Source organism: Limnohabitans sp. INBF002 (assembly GCF_027924905.1).
GTDB lineage: Bacteria > Pseudomonadota > Gammaproteobacteria > Burkholderiales > Burkholderiaceae_C > Limnohabitans.
In genome coordinates, this window is sequence record NZ_AP027055.1 from 163,501 (window position 1) to 183,477 (window position 19,977).

Consider the following 19,977-nt stretch of genomic DNA (forward strand, 5'->3'; position numbering starts at 1 on the left):
TATGAGTACCATCCACGTAGATGTCGTCAGCGCAGAAGAGTTGATCTTCTCCGGCGAAGCCACTTTTGTGGCTTTGCCAGGCGAGGCGGGCGAGCTCGGTATTTATCCGCGCCACACGCCGCTGATTTCACGCATCCGTCCCGGTTCGGTGCGCATTCACACGGCTGATGGTGGTGAAGAGTTTGTTTTCGTAGCAGGAGGCATTCTTGAAGTGCAACCCGACTGCGTCACCGTCATGTCTGACACCGCTGTGCGCGGCAAAGACATGGACGAAGAAAAAGCAAACGCAGCCAAACTCGCAGCTGAAGAAGCCGTGAAGAACGCAAAATCAGACGTTGATCTGGCTCGTGCTCGCTCAGAGCTGACCATTTTGGCTGCTGAATTGTCGGCCTTGCGCCGCTACCGCGCTCACAAGTAATTGCTGTGCGCGTCAGCGTTCAAAAGCCCCTGCCTCGCGGTCGGGGCTTTTTTATTGCGCAAAAATAAGTGGACAATTTGCCCCATGCCTAAAGCCAAACTTCATGCAGCCACCGTCGGTGGCACAGCCGACGCCATTGAGAGCCAGTTTTACGAAGCCTTGCAAACAGGCGACATCGAAAAACTCATGCGCTGTTGGGCGGATGAAGATGACATTGTTTGCGTCCATCCAGGTGGCCCTCGTTTGATTGGCAGTGCCAGCATCCGTGCTGCTTTTGAAGCCATGTTTGCGAATGGCACGATTGCCGCGCGCCCAGAGCATGTGTGCAAAGTCGAATCGCTCACCAGCGCCATGCACAATGTCATTGAACGCATTGCTTTGCTCACCACCGATGGCACGCAAGAGGCGGTGGTGGTCGCCACCAATGTTTATCAGCGCACGGCACAAGGGTGGCGCATGGTGGCACACCACGCCAGCCCAGGCACAGCGCCCACACACGCCGAAGCGCACGAAGCACCACAGGTCTTGCATTGATTTGGGACTACCGCGCGCCTTGGTGGTTGCCAGGCGGAAATCTTCAAACGATTTACGCCGCCAAACTCGCGCGTCGCTATTCGGGCCACAAGCCGCAATGGTCACGTGAACGATGGGACACGCCCGACAGTGATTTTGTCGATGTCGATTGGCGCGTTGAGGAGAGCCCACTTACAGAAGATGCACCACTGTTCGTGCTGTTTCATGGCCTAGAAGGGTCATCCAGTAGCCATTACGCCGAAGCGTTTGCTGAAGAAACGCGCGCACGCGGCTGGCGTATGGCCGTGCCACACTTTCGCGGCTGCAGTGGCGAAATCAACTGGGCTCCGCGTGCTTACCACTCGGGTGATTTTGAGGAAATTGCATGGATGCTCAGTCGTTTGAGGCAGCAGCACAGTGGTCCAATCTATGCCGTAGGCATCTCACTGGGCGGTAATGCGCTCATGCGTTGGGCGGGAGAGATGGGCCATGCCGCAGCCCAAGTCGTCAACGGCGTTGTTTCTGTGTGTTCGCCGGTTGATTTAACGGCCAGCGGTCACGCCATTGACACTGGTTTAAACAAAGCGATTTATGCCCGTATGTTTTTGGCCACGATGAAGCCACGCGCCATGCAAAAGTTACAGCAATTTCCTGGCTTGTTCGACCCGCTCGAACTGATGGCAGCTAACACCCTTTATGCGTTTGACAATGTGTTCACAGCGCCGCTACACGGCTTTCGTGGCACCGATGATTATTGGGATCGCGCCAGCGCCAAGCCTGGCCTGTCGCGTGTGCAAGTGCCTGCATTGGTGCTGAATGCACGCAACGACCCATTCATCCCTGCCAGTAGCTTGCCGACTCAAGACCAAGTGAGCGATCATGTCACGCTTTGGCAACCCAACACGGGCGGGCATGTGGGCTTTGCCTCCGGCCGCTTTCCTGGTGACTTGAAAGAAATGCCCTGGGCCGTCTCAGAATGGATGACACAACATGGATGACCTCGTTCACCAAGCCATGGCTAAATGGCCCAATGTGCCCGACTGCTACGGCTGGTTGGGGCTAGACGCACGCGGCGATTGGTACATGCGCGACGATCAAGCGCAAGCACTAGGTTCATTTACCCAAAGCAAAGGCTCTCGCCTTGCGCATGAAAAACTGATCGCGTTCATTGGACGCAACTACGAATCCGATAAGCAAGGCCATTGGTTTTTTCAAAATGGCCCGCAACGCGTCTACGTCGAACTAGAGGCCACGCCATGGGTTTGGCGCTTGCAGCCCGATGGCAGCATTCAATCGCATACAGGTTCCATTGCACGAATGCAGCGCTGCATCGTGGACGAGCATGGTCGTCTCTACCTTGACACCGAGCAAGGGTTTGGCTTGGTCCACACCCAAGACGTGCTTCAAGCCGCTGATTTGATCGAATCCGGCCTGTGGGTGCCACAAGAAGTGCCAGCTAGCGAACTGCCCAAGCGATTTGGCTACGTGCGCAGCCCGCAACAGGCGAACGGTCTAAAGTGACATAAAAAAAACCGGCTCATGAGCCGGTTTTTGAGAGAAGCGAATGCTTATTTGCTTTCAGGCTTCTTGGGTTCGGTGAACTTTGCACCAGCTGCGTTGGCCATATAAACCACGGCGCGACCGATTTCAAAGTCTTCAAAGTCGCCACCACTTTGTGGACCCATGGCGCCTTTGCCTTTGAGGGCCGACGTCAACAATGCGTCGTAGCCTTTGCCGATACGAGCGCCCCAAGCGCCTGCATCGCCAAACTTAGGTGAGCCAGCAGCGCCTGTGGCGTGGCAAGCGGAGCACTGGCCCTTGAACACGTCTTCGCCGCTGCGAGCGGCGCGGTTGGCATCTTTGATTTCAACAGAGCCGACTTTTTGAATACGTGCAGCCACGGCTTCGGGTTCGTTCGAAGATCCGGCCTGGGGTTTGTTGGCAGATGTGACGTATGCCACCAGGCCAATGATGACGAACACAGGCAATACAAATGAATACAACACAGCCATCAGGAGTTGCTTGGGGGTTTTGATAGGACCTGTGTGGTCTTCTTCGTGGTGTTGGTTGCTCATTTTTAAATCCTGTAAGAAGGGGCTCTAGAACTGATGGAAATTATAGCGGGGCCCCTACAATGCCAAGTCACAAAAGCGCGGCTGTAGCTCAGTGGATAGAGTATTGGCCTCCGAAGCCAAGGGTCGTGGGTTCGATCCCCGCCAGCCGCACCAAACTTTAATTCGCACTCTTTTGGAAAACTTACAAATGACGACTCTTCGCCGCACCGCTTTGATGACTTTGGTCGCTTTGGCCACCACTTCGGGCTTTGCCGTTGCTCAAACCGCCAAAGAAGTCAAAGTGGGCTACGCCTTGGCTGTCAACTCGCACTATGGTGCCGCCGCTCAAACTTGGGCTGACTCGGTTGAAAAATCCACAAAAGGCGCTTACAAATTCAAGCAGTTCCCAGCCAGCGCCTTGGGCGGTGAGCGCGAGTTGATCGAAGGTCTGCAATTGGGCACCGTTGAAGCTGTGATTGTGTCCACAGGCGCGTTGAGCAACTTTGTGCCTGAAGTGGGCGTGGTTGACATTCCCTTCTTGTTCCGTGACACCGCCCATGCCCGCAAAGTGCTGGATGGCGAGTTTGGCCAAGACTTGTTGACCAAGTTCAAAAAGCGCGGCCTCATCGCCTTGGCTTGGGGTGAGCAAGGCTTTCGCCACTTGAGCAACAACAAGCGCCCGGTGACCAAAGCCGAAGACATCAAAGGCATGAAGATTCGCGTCACAGAGAACCCTGTGCACATTGCCGCATTCCGCACGCTTGGTGCGTCACCCACGCCCATGGCTTGGCCTGAAGTGATTGGTGCTTTGCAGCAAGGCACCATTGATGGCCAAGAAAACCCGGTGTCGGTGTTCGTGTCCGCCAAATTGTGGCAAGTGCAAAAACATTTGTCGTTGACGGCCCACGTCTACGCGCCGATGGCTTTGATCGTGTCGCCTGCTTTCTTTGGTTCTTTGACCGATGCTGAAAAAGTGGCCTTCATCGAAGGCGCCAAAGCCGGTGCTTTGGCGTCACGCAAGTTCGTGGACGATGTGGAGAAGAAGGCTGTGACCGAAATCCAATCACACGGCGTGCAAGTGGTCACCAAAGTGGATGTGGCGTCTTTCCAAGCGGGTGTGGCACCTGCTTACAAGCAATACGCGGCCAAGTTTGGTCAGTCCACCATCGACAAAATCACACAAACCAAGTAATTCAAGCTTCGCTTGCGTACTGCGCCCGGACAAGTCCGGGCGTTCTTCTTTTCTCTTTTAAAACAGCACTTGCTGTTGAACGCACATGTTGAACCGATTTGAGCGCGTGTTGGTGGCCACCAACCGGTGGGTGTTGATTCTGTTGTTGCTGGTCATGTCCTGCATCGTGTTTGCCAATGTGGTGTTGCGTTACACCACGGGTGATTCGATTGTGTGGGCCGAAGAAGTGGCGCGCCACATGATGATTTGGGTCACCTTTTTAGGGGCTGGTTTGGTGTTGCGTTTTGGTGGCCATGTGGCCATTGACAACTTTCATCACGCAGTGGGTGAGCAGGGCGCACGCGTGGTGCGCGCGATCGTGGCGCTGGGTCTGGGTGCTTTCTTTTTGGTGATGATGTACTTCTCCATTCTCTACGTCTGGGCGACGCGCTTTCAAACTACGGCGGCAACTGACATTCCGATTGCTTGGATTTATGCCGCCATGCCTGTTGGCTTTTTGTTGCTCTTTGTGCATTTGCTTTTCATCGTGCGCGGTTACATCGGCCACGGCAACTACATCACTTCAGACGAGATGGATGCTGAATCCGCAGCCTCACTATGACCCTCACACTTTTCATCGCAGCCGTTGTGCTGATGACCCTCGGCTTCCCCGTGGCATTTGCACTCGCTATTTCCGCGTCGCTCGCCGTCTTTGTGGGCGGGCGCTATCCGCAGTTGGTGGTGTTCAAAGAAATGTTCACAGGCATTGACAGCTTCCCGCTGATGGCTGTGCCGTTTTTTATTCTGGCCGCTGAGCTCATGTCGGGCGGCGCACTCACCTTGGTGCTGCTGCGCTTTGCGTCGCAATTCGTGGGGCATTTGCGCGGCGGTTTGGGCTATGCCAACGTGCTGTCACTCACCTTGTTTTCCGGCATCTCCGGCTCGGCTTTGGCAGATGCCGCAGGCCCCGGCTCCATGATGGTGAAGATGATGGAGAAAGCAGGCTACTCACGTGCCTATGCGGCGGCGCTGACGTCGAGCACAGCCATTGTGGGCCCCATCATTCCGCCGTCCATCAGCATGATCATTTATGCCATGCAGGACGAACAGGTGTCAGTGGGCGGCTTGTTCATGGCCGGTTTCATCCCTGGCATCTTGATCGCGCTGGCCATGGCCTTTGTGAACTGGCGCATTTGTCGCAAGCGCAACTACCGCTCCACCGAGCCACGTCCCTCCGCGCGTGAAATGCTGGTCACCAGTTTCAAAGCCATTCCCGCGTTGATGTTGATTGTGTTGATCTTGGTGGGCATTCGTTTCGGCATCTTCACGCCCACCGAGGCTTCGGTGGTGGCGGTGTTTTACGCGCTGATTTGCGGCAAATGGATTTACCGCACCTTGGAGTGGAAAGCATTGCCCGGCATTGCTGCGCGTTCGTCGTTGTTGACGGCTTCGGTGTTGTTGGTGATGGCCACCTCGGCGGCATTTGCATGGGTGTTGACCGTTGAGGGCGTGCCACAGCAGGTGTCGCAAACCATCGTGGAATGGAACCTCTCGCCCGTGGCCTTCCTCATCGTGGTGAACATTTTGTTGCTGGTGTTTGGCATCTTCATGGAGCCCTTGCCAGGCGTGATGATTTTGGTGCCCATCTTGGCCCCCGTGGCTTTGGCTTTGGGCATTGACCCCACGCACTTTGCGATGGTGGTCATCGTCAACTTGACCTTGGGCATGATCACGCCGCCAGTGGGTGGCTTGCTGTTTGTCACCGCGGTGGCGACACGCGTGTCGATGGCCGATCTGACGCGCGAATTGCCGCCCTTCTTGCTGGCGCATTTTGTGGTGTTGGTGTTGCTGACTTTTGTGCCTGAGCTCTCCACCTGGCTGCCGCACACCTTGGGCTTCTAAGCCAAACGGAAGTCCAACAAAAAAGGCTTTGCAGCAATGCAAAGCCTTTTTGTTTGGAGCATCGCTGACGGTTTACGTGTTGGCTTTCAATTCCAACGCGCGGTCATACAGCGCGTTCTTCGCTTCGCCGCTGATTTCAGCTGCGACTTTGACCGCTGTTTTCAGAGGCAGCTCTTGCATCAAAATTTTGAGCAAGCGGTCGTTGTCCGTGCCCGCCGCGCGCTCTTGTGCTTGCGCGTGGACCACCAGGGCAAATTCACCGCGTGTGCGCTGTGCATTGCCCTGTAGCCAAGCTGCCAAATCTTGCGCCGCCACCGTGGCAATTTCTTCAAACTGTTTGGTCAACTCGCGGCCCACCGTCACGGGGCGCTCGCCCAGCACGCCCAAGGCGGTGGCCAGCGCCTCGATGCGATGCGGCGCTTCCAGCAGCACCTGGGTGCGTGGCTCTTGGGCCAGCACCTCGACCGCGTGGCCGCGTTCGGTGGCTTTGGAGGGCAAAAAACCGACGAACACAAAACCAGACGAGTCATGTGCGGGCGTGCCGCAGGCACTCAACAGGGCCGTCACGCTGCTGGCGCCTGGCAAAGGCATCACACGCAAACCTGCGCTTTGCACCTGCCACGCCAAGCGTGCGCCGGGGTCACTCACGGCAGGGGTGCCGGCGTCGCTCACATAGGCCACGCGCTGCCCGGCTTGCAGACGGCGAATCACTTCCTCGGCGGCTTCGGCTTCGTTGTGCTGATGGACGGCCAGCCAATGGGACGCGGATTTATCGATGCCGTAGGCGCGCAGCAAAGTTTGTGAGTGGCGCGTGTCCTCACAGGCCAGCGTGTCGCAAAGACTCAGCACATGCAAGGCACGCAAGCTGATGTCGGCCAAATTGCCAATGGGCGTGGCCACCACATACAGCGTGCCTGCCGGGTGGTTTTGGTTTGCGGCGGCGGCGTGCGCGGCAGACAAGGCGGAATCAAAGTTAGCGTTCATCAAGGAGATGCTGTGAACAAACCCGATGGTCAAAGGCCAGCGCAAAAACTAGCGCGTGTGCAACTGCAATCAACCACCAAGCAAAAAGGAGATGCGGCCGAAGACCGCGCGTTGCAACATTTACAGGCGCAGGGTCTGCAACTGGTGCAACGCAATTATCGGACGCCTGGGCGAGGCGGCGGCGAAATAGATTTGATCGTCCGCGACGCCGATGGCACGCTGGTTTTTGTCGAGGTGCGCCAGCGCGGCAGGCAAGACCACGGCGGAGCCTTAGCCAGCATCACGCCGACCAAGCAACGGCGAATTGTGTTTGCCGCCCGTCATTTCTTATTGAAATTGCGCCAAATACCACCATGTAGGTTTGACATCGTGGCGGTTGAGGGCGAGGATTTGCACTGGTTTAAAGCCGCTTTTAATGCTTAAAGGTATCATTGCACCATGCTTGAGCAACGAATTGAACAACACTTCATCGACTCTGCCGACCTGAAATATCAGGCGGCACAAGTCTTGTCTAAACCCATCGCTGCAGCCGTGTCTGCCGTGCTGGCCAGTGTCACCAGTGGTGGCAAAGTGCTGGCGTGCGGCAACGGTGGTTCTGCCGCCGACGCGCAACACTTTGCCGCTGAGTTTGTGGGCCGCTTTGAGCGTGAACGTCCAGAGCTGGGAGCCATCGCCCTCACCACGGACAGCTCCATCATCACAGCCATCGCCAACGACTACAGCTACGAACAAATTTTTTCTAAGCAAGTGCGTGCCCTTGGTCAGTCGGGTGACGTGTTGCTGGCGATCACCACCAGTGGCAGCTCGCCCAATGTGTTGGCGGCCATTCAAGCCGCGCATGAGCGCGACATGACGGTCGTCGCCCTCACCGGCAAAGGCGGCGGCAAGATGGGCCAAGCTTTGCGCGAAACCGATGTGCATATTTGTGTGCCACACGACCGCACTGCGCGTATTCAAGAAGTGCACTTGCTGGCCATCCATTGCATTTGCGATGGTGTGGACGCGCAACTGCTTGGCGACTCAGAAAGTAAAGAATGACATCTAAATTTGTAAAAGCCGCATTGGCTCTGTTGGCCGCTTTGCAGTTGTCTGCGTGTGCACCTCTGATGTTCGGTGGTGTGATTGGTGGCGCTATGGTGGCGAGCGACCGTCGCACCGCAGGTATCCAGGTGGAAGACGAAGGCATTGAACAACGCAGCGCGACAGCCATCCGCGAAAATTTCGGTAGCAAAGAGCACATCAACATCACCAGCTACAACCGCCAAGTGTTGATCACGGGTGAAGTGTCCAACGACACCGTGCGTTCGCAAACCGAGCAGTTGATTGGCCGCGTACAAAACGTCCGCTCTGTGGTGAACGAGCTGGTCATTGGCCCAGCTTCCAGCATGGGTGATCGTTCCAACGACGTGCTGTTGGTGGCCAAGGTCAAAGCTGCCATGGTCGACAGCGAAGACGTGTTTGCCAACGTGTTCAAAGTGGTAGGCGAGCGCGGCACGGTTTACCTGATGGGCCGCGTGACCCAACGCGAAGCCAAACGCGCGACCGATGTGGTGCGTGGCGTGAGTGGCGTCAAGCGTGTGGTGCGTGTGTTTGAGTACATCACCGAAGACGAGCTGCGTGCCATGCAGCCCAAGCGCAGCGATTCACAGTCAGTGGACCTGAATGCGCCGAAATCCAATGCTTCGCAGCAACCCGTTGTGACGCCAATCAAATAATCGCGCATGACCAATTAAAAAGCCCCGCATGCGGGACTTTTTTGTGGGCGATCAGGCTTAGCGCAAACGCTTGATCAAGCTAGACGTGTCCCAGCGGTTGCCACCCATTTTTTGCACGTCGCCGTAGAACTGGTCGACCATTTGCGTCACAGGCAACACTGCGCCGTTGCGCTTGGCTTCGTCAAACACCAGGCCCAAATCTTTGCGCATCCAATCCACCGCAAAGCCGAAATCAAACTTGTCGGCCACCATGGTCTTGCCGCGGTTGTCCAGTTGCCAGCTCTGCGCCGCACCTTTGCCAATCACGTCGAGCACGAGGTTCATGTCGAGGCCCGCTTTTTGGCCAAAGGCAATGGCTTCGCTCAGGCCTTGTACCAAGCCCGCGATACAGATTTGGTTAACCATCTTGGTCAGTTGGCCTGCACCGGGTTCACCTATCAAGGTGAACGCACGAGAGAAGGCCATGGCCACAGGCTTGACGCGCTCAAACACGGGCGCATCGCCGCCGCACATGACCGTCAGCAAGCCGTTTTGCGCACCGCCTTGACCACCCGACACCGGCGCGTCGATGAAGTGAATGCCGAGGTTCTTGGCTGCGGTGTAAATCTCGCGGGCCACATCGGCAGAGGCGGTGGTGTGGTCCACCAAAACGGTGCCCGGCTCCATGCCTGCCAGTATGCCGTCGGCGCCAAACACCACCGAGCGTAAGTCGTTGTCATTGCCCACACAGCAAAACACAATGCTGGCGCCTTTGGCGGCTTCGCGTGGGGTGAGTGCGCTCTTCGGGGCTTTGCTGGCTGCAAACTCTTTCACCCAAGCTTCAGCCTTGGCGGGTGAGCGGTTGTACACCGTCACCGCGTGACCTGCCGTGGCCAAGTGGCCGGCCATGGGGTAGCCCATCACACCCATGCCGATGAAGGCAACGTGGGCAGAGGCGGTGGGTTCGTAGGTTTTGGCGTTGATGCTGGACATGGTTATTTCAGTAGAGGGTTGAACTGCGCTGAATCATAGGGGTTCAGCGCAGTCCTTGGTGTCACGCGGGCAACCTTGGATGTGCTTAGGAGATCAGTCCTTGGTGGCGGGCGTCTTGAAGCGCTTGGGCCATGCTTTGCATGCCGTACGCGGCACCTGTTTGCTGGGTGCTTTGCATCTGTGCGGTTTTGCCCTCGCGAATCAGGTGACGAATGGCGGGGGTGGCCACCAGCGTTTCAAACACCGCCACGCGGCCATCTTTCGTTGGTGTGGGGCAGAGTGTTTGCGACACCACGCCCACCAACGCATCGCTGAGTTGGGTGCGTACCAAGGCTTTTTCGTGTGCGTCAAACACATCCACCATGCGCTCGACCGTGGCCGCCGCGCTGCGCGTGTGCAGGCTGGCCAGCACCAAGTGCCCGGTTTCGGCGGCTGTGAGGGCGAGGCGAATGGTTTCTAGGTCGCGCAGCTCACCCACCAAAATCACGTCGGGGTCTTCGCGCAAGGCGGCGCGTAACGCGTGCGCAAAGCTGTGGCTATGCGTGCCAATTTCGCGCTGGGTAATCAGGCATTGATCGCTGGTGTGCACAAACTCAATCGGGTCTTCCAGCGTCACGAGGTGTTGCTGCGTGCTGGTGTTCAGGTGTTGCACCATCGCGGCCAAGGTGGTGGATTTGCCAGAGCCCGTTGGCCCTGTCACCAACAGCAAACCAACTTGCTTGAGCAAGTCCGGCAGCACACGCGGTGCGTGCAACGCCGCCAGCGTGGGCGTGCCGCTGGGAATGTGGCGCATCACCGTGCCGCAGCCGTGTTGTTGCATGAAGGCATTCGCCCGAAAACGCCCCAGCTCGGGCACGGCAAATGCGAAGTCAACTTCATGGCCTTGCATGAATTGCGTGTGTTGCGCTTCGTCCATCAAGTCAGTCAACATTCTTTGTAGCGCTTCATGCGCGAGCGGGTGAGACGTGGTGGGGCCTTGCAGCGGCGTCAACACGCCTTGCGCGCGCACCTGGGGCGCCAACCCTGCCGACAGGTGTAAATCAGACGCGTGTTGCGCCACCGCTTGGGTGAGGAGTTCATTCAAAGTCAGCGCTGTGTGGGGCATGCCGTTCTCCTTGTTAAAGTTGTACCCAAGATGACTACGCCAGACCACGTGCTACACGACAAACTCCAAGCTGTGCAAACCCGCATTGCAGCGGCTTGTGCCGCGAGTGGCCGCCCTGCGGATGCGGTGCAACTATTGGCAGTTTCTAAAACGTTCAGCGCCGACGATGTGCGCCAAGTGGCGGCCTGTGGTCAGCGCAATTTTGGAGAGAACTACATCCAAGAAGGGGTAGACAAAATCACCGCTTTGCAAGGTGTCGCACCCACGTTGGTGTGGCACTGCATTGGTCCCATCCAAAGCAACAAGACCAAACTGGTGGCCAAGCACTTCGATTGGGCGCACACCGTGGACCGCCTCAAAATCGCGCAGCGTTTGAGTGACCAACGCCCTGCGCACTTGGCGCCGTTGAACGTGTGTTTGCAGGTCAACATTGATGGTGGCGAAACCAAATCGGGGATTGACCCCGTCGATGTGCTGGCGCTGGCTCAAGAAGTAGCTAAGCTGCCGCGCTTGGTATTGCGCGGCCTCATGACCATTCCTGACCCTGTGGAGGGCTTTGAGCGCCAAGTGGCCGTACACGCCAAAGCACGCGCCTTGTTTGACGAGGTGAAAGCTGCGCTGAGCCTGCCCCAGTTCGACACCCTGTCGATGGGCATGACGGGCGACTTAGAGGCCGCCGTCCACGCGGGCAGCACGATGGTGCGGGTGGGGACGGCGATTTTTGGTGGGCGAAGTTACGCCGCTTAAAAGCGCAACAAATTAAAACCGCGGCAAATCCGGATGCTTGATCTGCCCCGCGCGCACCAACATCTTGCCGTATTCGGCACAGCGGTGCAGGGTGGGGATGACCTTGCCGGGGTTCAGTAAACCTTTGCTGTCAAAGGCGCGCTTGACGCCAAACATCTGTTCGTTTTCTTCGGCGCTGAACTGCACGCACATGCTGTTCACCTTCTCGATGCCCACGCCGTGCTCGCCCGTCACCGTGCCGCCCATGGCCACGCTGGTTTCCAAAATATCGGCGCCAAACTGTTCGCAGCGGTGCATTTGGTCTGGGTCGTTGGCATCAAACAGAATCAGCGGGTGCAAGTTGCCATCACCTGCATGAAACACGTTCAGGCAGCGCAGCTGGTATTTCTTTTCCATCTCTTGAATGGCTTGCAGGATGTCGGCCAAACGCTTGCGCGGGATGGTGCTGTCCATGCACATGTAATCGGGGCTGATGCGGCCCGAGGCGGGGAACGCGTTTTTGCGACCGCTCCAAAACTTCATGCGTTGCGCTTCGTCGCGACTCACGGTGATGGCCGTCGCACCGCAGCCGCGCAACACCTCGCTCATGCGGCCAATTTCTTCTTCCACCTCTTCGGGTGTGCCGTCGCTCTCGCACAGCAAAATCGCGGCGGCACTCAGGTCGTAGTCGGCGTGCACAAAGTCTTCCACGGCGGCAGTCATGGGGCCGTCCATCATCTCTAAGCCGGCGGGGATGATGCCTGCGGCAATCACTGCAGCCACCGCGTCGCCCGCTTTGCGCACATCGTCAAAGCTGGCCATGATGCAGCGAGCCAGTTGTGGCTTGGGCACGAGCTTGACGGTCACCTCCGTGGTCACCGCCAACATGCCTTCGCTGCCCACGACCACGGGCAACAGGTCGAGACCCGGTGTGTCGAGTGCATCGCTGCCAAACTCAATCGGCTCACCTTCAATGGTGAAGCCTTTGACCTTGAGCACGTTGTGCACGGTGAGGCCGTATTTCAAACAATGCACGCCACCCGAGTTCTCGGCCACGTTGCCGCCGATGGTGCAGGCAATTTGACTCGATGGGTCGGGCGCGTAATACAGCCCGTATTGCGACACCGCTTCGCTGATGGCGAGGTTGCGCACCCCGCACTGCACCACGGCAGTTCGGGCGACGGGGTCGATGTTGAGGATTTGGTTGAACTTGGCCAGCGACAGCGTCACACCCATCGTGTGCGGCATCGCGCCACCCGAGAGGCCAGTGCCAGCACCGCGTGCGACCACGGGCACGTCTAGTGCATAACAGGCCTTGAGCACAGCTTGCACTTGGTCCACCGTCTCGGGCAAGGCCACGCACATGGGGCGGGCGCGGTAGGCGGTGAGGCCGTCGCACTCGTAAGGCACGGTGTCCTCGGTGGTGTAGAGCAGGGCGTGCTGTGGCAGCACTTGCAGCAGGGCTTGCACCACTTGAGCTTGGCGCTCGGCCCGGGCAAGGGTGGTTTGCTGGTCGTTTGACAGTGGAGCGTTCATGTCAGGGACTTTACGGCAAAACTTGGGGTTGGCGTGTGAAGAAAGTTACAGCTTGTTTTGAAAAGGTTTTGTTGGCTTACTTCGTTCGCGTCAAGTGAGCAGCGATGTAAGCCGTGTGGCGGTACCGGCTCCTCACATTCACAGCGAGAGAAAACAACGCAACGAAATTAAGGAACAGCCTTCTTCAACCAGTCAGCAAACGCCGCACATTCCCAGCGGTCCATGGCCCCCGTGCGCCAACACAAGTAGTGCCCATGCGGGCTAGGCACTTGACGCGGGAAGATGCGCACCAGCGTGCCGTTTTCTAGCCACGGTGCGCCTAACTTTAAGCGCACCAGGCCCACGCCCAAGCCCTGCGCGGAGGCGTCGCACATCAAGCCAATGTCGTTGAAGCTGCTGCCGTCAATGGGCTCTGGCCAGTCTTGGTCGTGCGCGGCAAACCACGTGCGCCAAGGCTCCAAGGGGCTGCGCAACAAGGTGGCGTCGGCCAAGTCTTCGGGTGTCTCAAACGGGCCGTGTTCGCGGATGTAGGCGGGTGAGGCCATGGGCGTCACGTCGTCTTTCATGATGCACACATGCTCGACATCGGCGTAGCGGCCAGTGCCAAAACGGATGGTCAGGTCGGCGTCTTCGGCCACCACGTCCAGCAGCGGAATGCTGACCTGCAAGATGATGTCAATCTCGGGGTACGCGTCGGCAAACTGGCGCAGGCGCGGCATCAAGATGGAGCGTGCAAAAGTGGGTGTCACGGCCAAGCGCAGTTTGCGTTTGCCGGGTGTGGCGCTGCCGTCTTTGCCAGGAAAGCGCTCAAGAATAGACAAGCCTTCGCGCACATGGGCCAGATATTCGCTGCCCTCGGTGGTGAGCGAAAAGTCGGCGCGGCCAAAGAGTTTGACGCCCAACAACTGTTCCAGCTGCTTCACACGGTGGCTCACCGCGCTGGGGGTCACGCATTGCTCTTCAGCGGCTTGGGTGACCGAGCGCAACCGCGCCAACGCCTCAAACGTGAGCAAGCACTGGATGGGCGGGATGCGGCTGGTCATGTCGCTTTATTTGAAGATGACGGTCTTGTGGCCGTTCAGCAGCACGCGGTGTTCGCTGTGCCACTTGACAGCGCGGGCCAACACTTGGCTTTCGGTGTCACGGCCTTGGGCGGTGAAGTCTTCCACGGTTTTGCTGTGGTCCACGCGGGCCACGTCTTGCTCAATGATGGGGCCTTCGTCCAAGTCGGCGGTCACGTAGTGGGCGGTGGCGCCAATCAGTTTCACGCCACGGTCGTGCGCTTGGTAATAAGGCTTGGCACCCTTGAAGCTGGGCAAGAAGCTGTGGTGAATGTTGATGGCGCGGCCTGACAATTTCTTGCACAAGTCGTCGCTCAAGATTTGCATGTAGCGGGCCAGCACCACCAGCTCAGCGCCTTCGGCCTCAATCACTTCATACGCTTTGGCTTCGGCTTGCGCCTTGGTCGCTGCCGTGACGGGGATGTGGTGGAACGGCACGTTGTAGCTGGCCGCCAGTTGGTAAAACTCGCGGTGGTTGCTGATGATGGCCCGAATGTCCAAAGGCAGCAGGCCGCTTTTGACGCGGAACAACAAGTCGTTCAAGCAATGACCCTCTTTGCTGACCATCAACACCGTGCGCATGGGTTGGGTGGTGTCATGCAGGGTCCACTTCATGCCAAAGGTGTCAGCAAAGGTGGCGAGCTGCGAACGTAACTCGTCTTGGCCCACGGCATCGCAGGCGAACTGCACGCGCATGAAGAACAGGCCGGTGTCGTGGTCGTTGTACTGGGCGGCTTCTTCGATGTTGCCTTTGCGCTCCAGCAAAAAGCCAGATACGGCGTGCACGATGCCCTGACGGTCGGGGCAAGACAAATTAAGGATGTATGCAGTCATGTGCGCAATTGTAGGTAGGACTGGGCATGAAAAAGGGCGCCGAAGCGCCCTAGGTGTCTTGCCTGCGCAGGCTCAGTGCACCACGACCGGGTTCTGGGCCAGTTCGGCGTAGCCAGCCAAGGTGTCTTCCACCTCTTCTTGGGTGGGGGCGTTTTCTTGCCAAGCGCGCAAATGGGCTTGGAACTGCTCGGCCCATGAGCCTTCTAGGTAAATCTCTTTGCCTGAGCGCTTGTCCACGATCTCAAAGCCATGGCGGGCCAAGGCAGGCACGTCGGGGCGCACAGGCACCAACGCGTCATCCACCTGCAGGTGCATGACCGAATACGTGTCGGAGTTGTAGAGCATGTCCATAGGAATCTTTCGGCGGAAAACGAATTGCATCTAAGCATATCGGATTCAAAAGCTCAAATTCAAGGGCTGGGCTTTTCGGCTTTGCTTAAAAGTTGGTCCACAAAGTCGCCATTGGCGTTGGTGATGCGCAAACGCACGGGCAAATAACCCAGCGTGGGGGCGAACCAGAGTTCAATTTGCTGGTCAAACTCTCGGCGCGGCTTGCGGTTGAGCTTGATGGCGCTGATGTCGCCAAAGGGCAATTGCAACATTTCTTCTTTTTCCACCAAGAATTGCCACACCTCGGCTTCGCGCTGCGACACGGTTTGGAACGACAACATGGTGCCCGCTGGAAAACGCGTGGGGTCAGCCGCCAGCAGGCTGCTGAGCTGCAACACCACGCTCAAGCGGTCTTGCGCGCCTTTGAGCAGTGGCGCATCGGGTGAATTGGCGCTGAAGGTGATGAGGCCTTTGTCACGCTGAAAGTGCGCGGCCTGCTCGCTGCGGGTTTTGTCGCCAAAGCGGGTAGGCATGAGGCCTTCCGCGCCCAACGTGCCTTTGCTGATTTGTACGCGTGAGCCCAACAAAAAGGCACTCACCTCTAAACGGGCTTCATAGTCTTTGCCGTCTTGCAGCCACTGCAACTCGGCAGAGGCCCAGTAGCTGAAGCCTTTGGCTTGGCCTTGCACTTGGTATTTGAGCAAAGCCGAGTCGGGTGCTTTGAAGGCGGTGACGTCTGTCAAACCTTCGCTGCCTGCGCGTTTGTAGGGCGGCAGGTCCACACCTGTGGCACTGCGCGCTGGCAGGCCCACCGGGGCACTGAGGTCTTGGCCAAGGTCGTCAAACTTCAACGGCGGGGTGGCTGCGCTGGCTTCGGCTGGCGCTTCCTCTGTGGGGGCGGGGGCTCGTTTGGAAGGCGTGGGTGGCACGGGCTTGGGCACTTGGGGCGCACGCGGCGCCGCGACTTCAATTTGGCGTGTGACCAACGCTTGTGTGCGCAAGGGTTTGCCCGACTCGGGTGCGAGCCACAAGGGCGCGCCCGCCAAGAGCCAAAGGTGCAACAACAACACGCCAGCCACCAGCAGCACCGCATGTTTGCGTTGCAAATGAGGCAGACGGGCGGGTAGGGCACGGGCGTGCATGACGACGGAGCGAACTTTCATAGAATCGTGGCATGAAATTAGCCACATACAAAGACGGTACACGCGACGGACAACTGGTGGTCGTGTCTCGCGATTTGAGCACCGCGCATTATGCGACGGGCATTGTCTCGCGCCTGCAGCAAGCACTGGATGACTGGGGTTTCATGGCCCCGCAGCTGCAAGACTTGTATGAAACCCTCAACAACGGCAAAGCGCGTCACGCTTTTCCGTTTGACCCCGCTTTGTGCATGGCCCCGCTGCCACGCGCCTACCAACGCTTGAAAGGCCAGGCTTACGCCAACCACGCGACCTTGCTGGGTGATGCTGAGGTCGACTTGGCGGTCCACCAAGCTGCCAGCGACCCACTGCTGGGCGCGCAAGACCACGTGGTGTGCGCCAACGAAAACTTAGGCGTCGATTTTTCTGCCGAAATCGCCGTCGTCACCGGCGATGTGGCACTAGGTGCATCAGCAGACGATGCCTTAGAAGGCATTCGCTTGGTGATGTTGTCCAACGACATCACGCTGCGCAACGTGGGCAGCCGCGTGCAAAGTCAGCCCGCCACCGCATTCAGCCCCGTAGCCGTGACGCTTGACGAATTGGGCGACGCCTGGGACAACGGCTGCGTGCACCTGACGGTGCAAGTGGCCTGGAATGGCCGCAAAGTGGGCATGTGCGACGCGGGCACAGACATGACGTATGCGTTCGGTCAGCTCGTGGCGCACGCCAGCAAAACCCGCGCATTGCGCGCAGGCACGGTCGTGAGCAGCGGCACGGTCAGCAACGCAGGCTTTGAGAAAAACGGCAAAAAAGAATGGCCCAAGGGCTACAGCTGCATTGCCGAAAAGCGCGCCATGGAAGACGCATTGGATGGCAAAACCACCACCGACTTCATGAAGTTTGGTGACACCGTGCGCATCGAAGCCAAGGGCAAAGATGGCCAAAGCGTGTTTGGTGCGATTGACCAAGAGCTGGCCCCGTTGAACGCTTGAGTCTTTCGGCACAACAAAAAGCCCGCTGACGTGAGTGAGCGGGCTTTTTTGTGGGCGGCGTTGAGGCCGCGTCGTCTTATTTGACGAGTGCGGGGTCAGCGCCCATGTTGTCAAGCTTCTTGAAATATTGACGCGCCATGGCCACCACTTGTGCGTCGGTGGGGTGGTCGCTCGACACGCTGTCCACCACGTTCACATGGGCGTGGTGTTGCTTGCACCAATCGCGGAACTCGTCGCGTGCAATGCCGGGGCCAGTCACCAACACTTCGTGCGTGCCTTCGAGGGCTTTGGCGATGTCTGCATACATCGTGGCGGTGTCGTTTTGCTTGCCTTGGTGCTTGTGGTGGGTGCGTGATTTGACGCGTTGGCTCTCCACATGCTCACGGTCAAACATCAACACGTGGGCTTCTTGGTGGTCCATCCAAACAACGGCGTGAAAAGTGGTCATGTGTTTTCTTTCTCTCTTAGTGGTGGTTGTGTTCAGCTTTTTCTTGGCAGCCAATGCAGCGCGCGGCTTCGGGCGCTGCGTTCAGACGTGCTTCGGGAATCAGGACGTCGCAGTCGGTGCAGTGGCCGTATGTGCCTGCATTTAAGCGGGCCAAGGCCTCGTCAATGGCGGCGAGCTCTGCGGTTTCGTGTTCGTTGATGGCGAACTCTAGGTCGCGTGCCGTGTTGACTTGTGCGTCTGAGTCTTCGTTGTGCGCGAAGTGTTCAGCCGCCACGTCAGCGCGGCTGGTTTTACCGCCGCGTTGCTGTGCAATTTGTGCAAGTAAGTCGGCGCGTTGGGCTTCCAGCTTTTGCTTGAAGGCGGTGGCATGTTGTGCGTCCATCAGGGCTCCTCTTTGTTTAACTTGATGTTGCGCGCATCTTGCCCGTGATTCATTGACAGAGGTCAAGAAACGACGGCTTATCCGTGCGATACGACATAATCAAACGCATGCAACGCTTGCGCCACGCCATCCAACTCACCCGCTTTGTGCTGGTGTGGTTTGCTTTGTCGGTGGGCGTGGCCATGGCATCGCCTGTCGTCAACCCACACGGCATGGACCTCGTCTGTACCAGCACCGGCAGCATGAAGTTGGTGATGCCGGGTGACGATGATGTGGCTGCGTCTAGCCACACGCTGGACTGTCCGTTGTGTGCATCCATCAGCGCCCCGCCGCCTGCGCTCAACACCACGTTGACGCAAGCTTCTCCTTTGGCTCATGCCATGCAGCCGCCGGCTGCAGCGCACATTGCGGCCACCACGGCGCCTCCGCTGCCCTCGCGCGGCCCACCTGCTGTCTTCCTTTAATTCTCTTCTGCGGGTTTGAGGCTTTTGCCTCGACCTGGTGTGTGGGTGTCGTGCTGCGCGTTGGCGCACATGCCGCCCTCGAGATGACACAGGTCATGTATGCCTCATGTCGAGGATGCAATGACCGAATAAGCAATGGAAGACAAGATGACGAAACATTTCAAAACACTAGCGCAGTGCGTGCTGGTCAGCGTGACATGCGTGGCGCTGCAAGCGCACGCCCACATCACCTTAGCCGAGCCACAAGCGGTGGCGGGCAGCTATTACAAAGCCACGCTGCGTGTGGGCCACGGTTGCAACGGGGCCGCCACCACGGGCATCACGGTGCATGTGCCTGCTGGGTTTCAAGCCGCCAAGCCTCAGCCCAAAGTGGGTTGGACGCTGGCGGTCCAAAAAGCCAAGCTCGCGCAGCCCTACAACAGCCACGGCAAAACGGTGACCGAGGATGTGGTGACTTTGCAGTGGACTGCCAGCCAAGACGCGGCATTGCCCGATGCGCAGTTTGACGAGTTCGCGTTCATGGGCCGCTTACCCGATCAAGCCGGCCCTTTGTGGGTGAAGATTTTGCAAACCTGCGAGCGCGGTCAAAATGACTGGTCAGACCTACCTGCCAGTGGCACCTCAACGCGCGGTTTGAAGCAACCCGCTGCGCTGCTGGACGTGCAAGCCGCACCCAAACACGAACACCACCATTAATCCCAAGGAGTTTTTACATGCCATTCGCTAAACACCTCATCGCCGCCGTATTCACCACCGTGTGTGCCGTCAGTGCCTTCGCCCAAAACGTGACCGTCACCGACGCATGGGCACGCGCCACCGTGCAAGGCCAAAAGGCCACCGGTGCGTTTATGAAAATCACCGCCAAAGACAACGCCAAATTGGTGGGCGTGAGCAGCCCCGTCGCAGGCGTGGCCGAGATTCATGAAATGAAAATGGACAAAGACGTGATGCGCATGAACGCCTTGCCCAACGGTCTAGACCTGCCCGCTGGCAAAGCGGTGGAGCTCAAACCCGGCGGTTACCACGTGATGTTGATGGACTTGAAAGCGCCCTTGGCTAAAGACACCACCGTGCCTGTGACCTTGATGTTTGAAGATGTCAAAGGTGTGAAATCAAAGGTGGAGCTTAAGGTGCAAGTGGGGATGCAAGCGCCCATGATGCAACATCAAAAACAGATGGAACACAACCACGCTGATCACAAGCACTGAGTTGCACATCGCACACCGGC

Annotated in this window: 26 protein-coding genes and 1 tRNA gene; 16 read left to right on the forward strand and 11 right to left on the reverse strand. The window is 58.0% G+C overall.

All coding sequences use genetic code 11. The features are described 5' to 3' along the window. Position 1 precedes the first annotated feature (1 nt). The 4 genes from QMG15_RS00825 to QMG15_RS00840 all read left to right on the forward strand — a co-directional run bounded on the left by QMG15_RS00825 (position 2) and on the right by QMG15_RS00840 (position 2,452). Entirely contained in the window at positions 2-418 is a 417-nt protein-coding gene (locus QMG15_RS00825; protein ID WP_108360273.1) for a F0F1 ATP synthase subunit epsilon, read from the forward strand. A gap of 84 nt (positions 419-502) precedes the next feature. Beyond that, positions 503-952, forward strand: a complete 450-nt coding sequence (locus QMG15_RS00830) for a nuclear transport factor 2 family protein (RefSeq protein WP_108360272.1) — start codon at positions 503-505, stop codon at positions 950-952. Beyond that, entirely contained in the window at positions 949-1,929 is a 981-nt protein-coding gene (locus QMG15_RS00835) for an alpha/beta fold hydrolase (RefSeq protein WP_281789056.1), read from the forward strand. The genes QMG15_RS00830 and QMG15_RS00835 overlap by 4 nt, the downstream gene beginning before the upstream one ends. Further along, positions 1,922-2,452 carry a DUF2946 family protein gene (locus QMG15_RS00840; protein ID WP_281789057.1) on the forward strand — a complete coding sequence of 177 codons (531 nt, stop codon included), beginning with the start codon at positions 1,922-1,924 and terminating at the stop codon, positions 2,450-2,452. Before QMG15_RS00835 ends, QMG15_RS00840 begins: the two co-directional genes overlap by 8 nt. Positions 2,453-2,499: 47 nt before the next feature. Here QMG15_RS00840 and QMG15_RS00845 read toward each other — a convergent pair whose 3' ends face one another. Beyond that, the gene (locus QMG15_RS00845) at positions 2,500-3,006 is read right to left on the reverse strand and encodes a c-type cytochrome (protein ID WP_108360269.1); all 507 of its coding nucleotides are present in this window, start codon (positions 3,004-3,006) and stop codon (positions 2,500-2,502) included. Positions 3,007-3,083: 77 nt separating this feature from the next. Here QMG15_RS00845 and QMG15_RS00850 point away from each other — a divergent pair. The 4 genes from QMG15_RS00850 to QMG15_RS00865 all read left to right on the forward strand — a co-directional run bounded on the left by QMG15_RS00850 (position 3,084) and on the right by QMG15_RS00865 (position 6,058). Further along, positions 3,084-3,159: transfer RNA gene (locus QMG15_RS00850), tRNA-Arg, on the forward strand. Positions 3,160-3,193: 34 nt separating this feature from the next. Further along, positions 3,194-4,177 (forward strand): TRAP transporter substrate-binding protein, encoded by a 984-nt coding sequence (locus QMG15_RS00855; RefSeq protein ID WP_281789058.1) that lies wholly within the window; start codon positions 3,194-3,196, stop codon positions 4,175-4,177. An 85-nt stretch (positions 4,178-4,262) separates the two neighbouring features. Further along, positions 4,263-4,778, forward strand: coding sequence for a TRAP transporter small permease (locus QMG15_RS00860; RefSeq protein ID WP_281789060.1), 516 nt, complete (start codon positions 4,263-4,265; stop codon positions 4,776-4,778). After that, positions 4,775-6,058, forward strand: a complete 1,284-nt coding sequence (locus QMG15_RS00865) for a TRAP transporter large permease (RefSeq protein ID WP_108360266.1) — start codon at positions 4,775-4,777, stop codon at positions 6,056-6,058. The genes QMG15_RS00860 and QMG15_RS00865 overlap by 4 nt, the downstream gene beginning before the upstream one ends. Positions 6,059-6,130: 72 nt before the next feature. Here the strand turns inward: QMG15_RS00865 and rsmI are convergent, their stop codons facing one another. After that, the gene (gene rsmI / locus QMG15_RS00870; RefSeq protein ID WP_281789061.1) at positions 6,131-7,042 is read right to left on the reverse strand and encodes a 16S rRNA (cytidine(1402)-2'-O)-methyltransferase; all 912 of its coding nucleotides are present in this window, start codon (positions 7,040-7,042) and stop codon (positions 6,131-6,133) included. A gap of 12 nt (positions 7,043-7,054) precedes the next feature. Between rsmI and QMG15_RS00875 the strand changes: the two genes are divergently transcribed. The 3 genes from QMG15_RS00875 to QMG15_RS00885 are packed head-to-tail and all read left to right on the forward strand — an operon-like array spanning position 7,055 to position 8,757. Beyond that, entirely contained in the window at positions 7,055-7,465 is a 411-nt protein-coding gene (locus QMG15_RS00875) for a YraN family protein (RefSeq protein WP_281789062.1), read from the forward strand. Positions 7,466-7,480: 15 nt separating this feature from the next. Beyond that, complete coding sequence (locus QMG15_RS00880; protein WP_108360264.1) at positions 7,481-8,080, forward strand: phosphoheptose isomerase; 600 nt, start codon at positions 7,481-7,483, stop codon at positions 8,078-8,080. Continuing rightward, positions 8,077-8,757, forward strand: coding sequence for a BON domain-containing protein (locus QMG15_RS00885; protein WP_108360263.1), 681 nt, complete (start codon positions 8,077-8,079; stop codon positions 8,755-8,757). Before QMG15_RS00880 ends, QMG15_RS00885 begins: the two co-directional genes overlap by 4 nt. Positions 8,758-8,814: 57 nt before the next feature. On the opposite strand, the gene QMG15_RS00890 is transcribed toward QMG15_RS00885, so the two are convergent. Next, the gene (locus QMG15_RS00890; RefSeq protein WP_281789063.1) at positions 8,815-9,729 is read right to left on the reverse strand and encodes an NAD(P)-dependent oxidoreductase; all 915 of its coding nucleotides are present in this window, start codon (positions 9,727-9,729) and stop codon (positions 8,815-8,817) included. An 85-nt stretch (positions 9,730-9,814) separates the two neighbouring features. Next, on the reverse strand, positions 9,815-10,819 hold the full coding sequence (locus QMG15_RS00895) for a type IV pilus twitching motility protein PilT (RefSeq protein ID WP_281790051.1): 1,005 nt from the start codon (positions 10,817-10,819) through the stop codon (positions 9,815-9,817). Positions 10,820-10,864: 45 nt separating this feature from the next. Here QMG15_RS00895 and QMG15_RS00900 point away from each other — a divergent pair, with 45 nt between their 5' ends. Then, positions 10,865-11,581: a YggS family pyridoxal phosphate-dependent enzyme gene (locus QMG15_RS00900; RefSeq protein WP_281789064.1), complete on the forward strand. Its 717-nt coding sequence runs from the start codon at positions 10,865-10,867 to the stop codon at positions 11,579-11,581. Positions 11,582-11,593: 12 nt separating this feature from the next. On the opposite strand, the gene QMG15_RS00905 is transcribed toward QMG15_RS00900, so the two are convergent. From QMG15_RS00905 to QMG15_RS00925, 5 genes are all read right to left on the reverse strand, one after another. Next, positions 11,594-13,096: an FAD-linked oxidase C-terminal domain-containing protein gene (locus tag QMG15_RS00905; protein ID WP_281789065.1), complete on the reverse strand. Its 1,503-nt coding sequence runs from the start codon at positions 13,094-13,096 to the stop codon at positions 11,594-11,596. 167 nt (positions 13,097-13,263) lie between these two features. Then, positions 13,264-14,139 (reverse strand): LysR substrate-binding domain-containing protein, encoded by an 876-nt coding sequence (locus QMG15_RS00910; RefSeq protein ID WP_281789066.1) that lies wholly within the window; start codon positions 14,137-14,139, stop codon positions 13,264-13,266. A gap of 6 nt (positions 14,140-14,145) precedes the next feature. Continuing rightward, positions 14,146-14,991 carry a formyltetrahydrofolate deformylase gene (gene purU, locus QMG15_RS00915; RefSeq protein WP_281789067.1) on the reverse strand — a complete coding sequence of 282 codons (846 nt, stop codon included), beginning with the start codon at positions 14,989-14,991 and terminating at the stop codon, positions 14,146-14,148. Between the two features lie 72 nt (positions 14,992-15,063). Next, complete coding sequence (locus QMG15_RS00920) at positions 15,064-15,342, reverse strand: DUF3567 domain-containing protein (protein WP_108360301.1); 279 nt, start codon at positions 15,340-15,342, stop codon at positions 15,064-15,066. Between the two features lie 59 nt (positions 15,343-15,401). Next, positions 15,402-16,484: a DUF3108 domain-containing protein gene (locus tag QMG15_RS00925; RefSeq protein ID WP_281789068.1), complete on the reverse strand. Its 1,083-nt coding sequence runs from the start codon at positions 16,482-16,484 to the stop codon at positions 15,402-15,404. Positions 16,485-16,495: 11 nt separating this feature from the next. Here QMG15_RS00925 and QMG15_RS00930 point away from each other — a divergent pair, with 11 nt between their 5' ends. Next, positions 16,496-17,455 (forward strand): fumarylacetoacetate hydrolase family protein, encoded by a 960-nt coding sequence (locus tag QMG15_RS00930; RefSeq protein ID WP_281789069.1) that lies wholly within the window; start codon positions 16,496-16,498, stop codon positions 17,453-17,455. Positions 17,456-17,531: 76 nt separating this feature from the next. On the opposite strand, the gene QMG15_RS00935 is transcribed toward QMG15_RS00930, so the two are convergent. Together QMG15_RS00935 and QMG15_RS00940 are read right to left on the reverse strand one after the other, a co-directional pair. Continuing rightward, the gene (locus tag QMG15_RS00935) at positions 17,532-17,903 is read right to left on the reverse strand and encodes a hypothetical protein (protein WP_281789070.1); all 372 of its coding nucleotides are present in this window, start codon (positions 17,901-17,903) and stop codon (positions 17,532-17,534) included. 16 nt (positions 17,904-17,919) lie between these two features. Then, positions 17,920-18,285: a TraR/DksA family transcriptional regulator gene (locus tag QMG15_RS00940; protein WP_281789071.1), complete on the reverse strand. Its 366-nt coding sequence runs from the start codon at positions 18,283-18,285 to the stop codon at positions 17,920-17,922. Positions 18,286-18,368: 83 nt separating this feature from the next. Here QMG15_RS00940 and QMG15_RS00945 point away from each other — a divergent pair, with 83 nt between their 5' ends. From QMG15_RS00945 to QMG15_RS00955, 3 genes are all read left to right on the forward strand, one after another. Next, complete coding sequence (locus QMG15_RS00945) at positions 18,369-18,749, forward strand: DUF2946 family protein (RefSeq protein WP_348773320.1); 381 nt, start codon at positions 18,369-18,371, stop codon at positions 18,747-18,749. A 147-nt stretch (positions 18,750-18,896) separates the two neighbouring features. After that, positions 18,897-19,445 (forward strand): YcnI family protein, encoded by a 549-nt coding sequence (locus tag QMG15_RS00950; RefSeq protein ID WP_281789072.1) that lies wholly within the window; start codon positions 18,897-18,899, stop codon positions 19,443-19,445. Between the two features lie 17 nt (positions 19,446-19,462). After that, a complete protein-coding gene (locus tag QMG15_RS00955) occupies positions 19,463-19,957 on the forward strand; it encodes a copper chaperone PCu(A)C (protein WP_281789074.1) in 495 nt (164 codons plus the stop codon). Positions 19,958-19,977 lie beyond the last annotated feature (20 nt).

Bases quoted from the DNA above. Each gene is read 5' to 3' on its own strand.
- QMG15_RS00825 (WP_108360273.1), top strand. From the start codon at position 2: ATGAGTACCATCCACGTAGATGTCGTCAGCGCAGAAGAGTTGATCTTC.
- QMG15_RS00830 (WP_108360272.1), top strand. From the start codon at position 503: ATGCCTAAAGCCAAACTTCATGCAGCCACCGTCGGTGGCACAGCCGAC.
- QMG15_RS00840 (WP_281789057.1), top strand. From the start codon at position 1,922: ATGGATGACCTCGTTCACCAAGCCATGGCTAAATGGCCCAATGTGCCC.
- QMG15_RS00845 (WP_108360269.1), bottom strand. From the start codon at position 3,006: ATGAGCAACCAACACCACGAAGAAGACCACACAGGTCCTATCAAAACC.
- QMG15_RS00855 (WP_281789058.1), top strand. From the start codon at position 3,194: ATGACGACTCTTCGCCGCACCGCTTTGATGACTTTGGTCGCTTTGGCC.
- QMG15_RS00860 (WP_281789060.1), top strand. From the start codon at position 4,263: ATGTTGAACCGATTTGAGCGCGTGTTGGTGGCCACCAACCGGTGGGTG.
- QMG15_RS00865 (WP_108360266.1), top strand. From the start codon at position 4,775: ATGACCCTCACACTTTTCATCGCAGCCGTTGTGCTGATGACCCTCGGC.
- rsmI (WP_281789061.1), bottom strand. From the start codon at position 7,042: ATGAACGCTAACTTTGATTCCGCCTTGTCTGCCGCGCACGCCGCCGCC.
- QMG15_RS00880 (WP_108360264.1), top strand. From the start codon at position 7,481: ATGCTTGAGCAACGAATTGAACAACACTTCATCGACTCTGCCGACCTG.
- QMG15_RS00885 (WP_108360263.1), top strand. From the start codon at position 8,077: ATGACATCTAAATTTGTAAAAGCCGCATTGGCTCTGTTGGCCGCTTTG.
- QMG15_RS00890 (WP_281789063.1), bottom strand. From the start codon at position 9,729: ATGTCCAGCATCAACGCCAAAACCTACGAACCCACCGCCTCTGCCCAC.
- QMG15_RS00900 (WP_281789064.1), top strand. From the start codon at position 10,865: ATGACTACGCCAGACCACGTGCTACACGACAAACTCCAAGCTGTGCAA.
- QMG15_RS00905 (WP_281789065.1), bottom strand. From the start codon at position 13,096: ATGAACGCTCCACTGTCAAACGACCAGCAAACCACCCTTGCCCGGGCC.
- QMG15_RS00910 (WP_281789066.1), bottom strand. From the start codon at position 14,139: ATGACCAGCCGCATCCCGCCCATCCAGTGCTTGCTCACGTTTGAGGCG.
- purU (WP_281789067.1), bottom strand. From the start codon at position 14,991: ATGACTGCATACATCCTTAATTTGTCTTGCCCCGACCGTCAGGGCATC.
- QMG15_RS00920 (WP_108360301.1), bottom strand. From the start codon at position 15,342: ATGGACATGCTCTACAACTCCGACACGTATTCGGTCATGCACCTGCAG.
- QMG15_RS00925 (WP_281789068.1), bottom strand. From the start codon at position 16,484: ATGAAAGTTCGCTCCGTCGTCATGCACGCCCGTGCCCTACCCGCCCGT.
- QMG15_RS00930 (WP_281789069.1), top strand. From the start codon at position 16,496: ATGAAATTAGCCACATACAAAGACGGTACACGCGACGGACAACTGGTG.
- QMG15_RS00935 (WP_281789070.1), bottom strand. From the start codon at position 17,903: ATGACCACTTTTCACGCCGTTGTTTGGATGGACCACCAAGAAGCCCAC.
- QMG15_RS00940 (WP_281789071.1), bottom strand. From the start codon at position 18,285: ATGGACGCACAACATGCCACCGCCTTCAAGCAAAAGCTGGAAGCCCAA.
- QMG15_RS00950 (WP_281789072.1), top strand. From the start codon at position 18,897: ATGACGAAACATTTCAAAACACTAGCGCAGTGCGTGCTGGTCAGCGTG.
- QMG15_RS00955 (WP_281789074.1), top strand. From the start codon at position 19,463: ATGCCATTCGCTAAACACCTCATCGCCGCCGTATTCACCACCGTGTGT.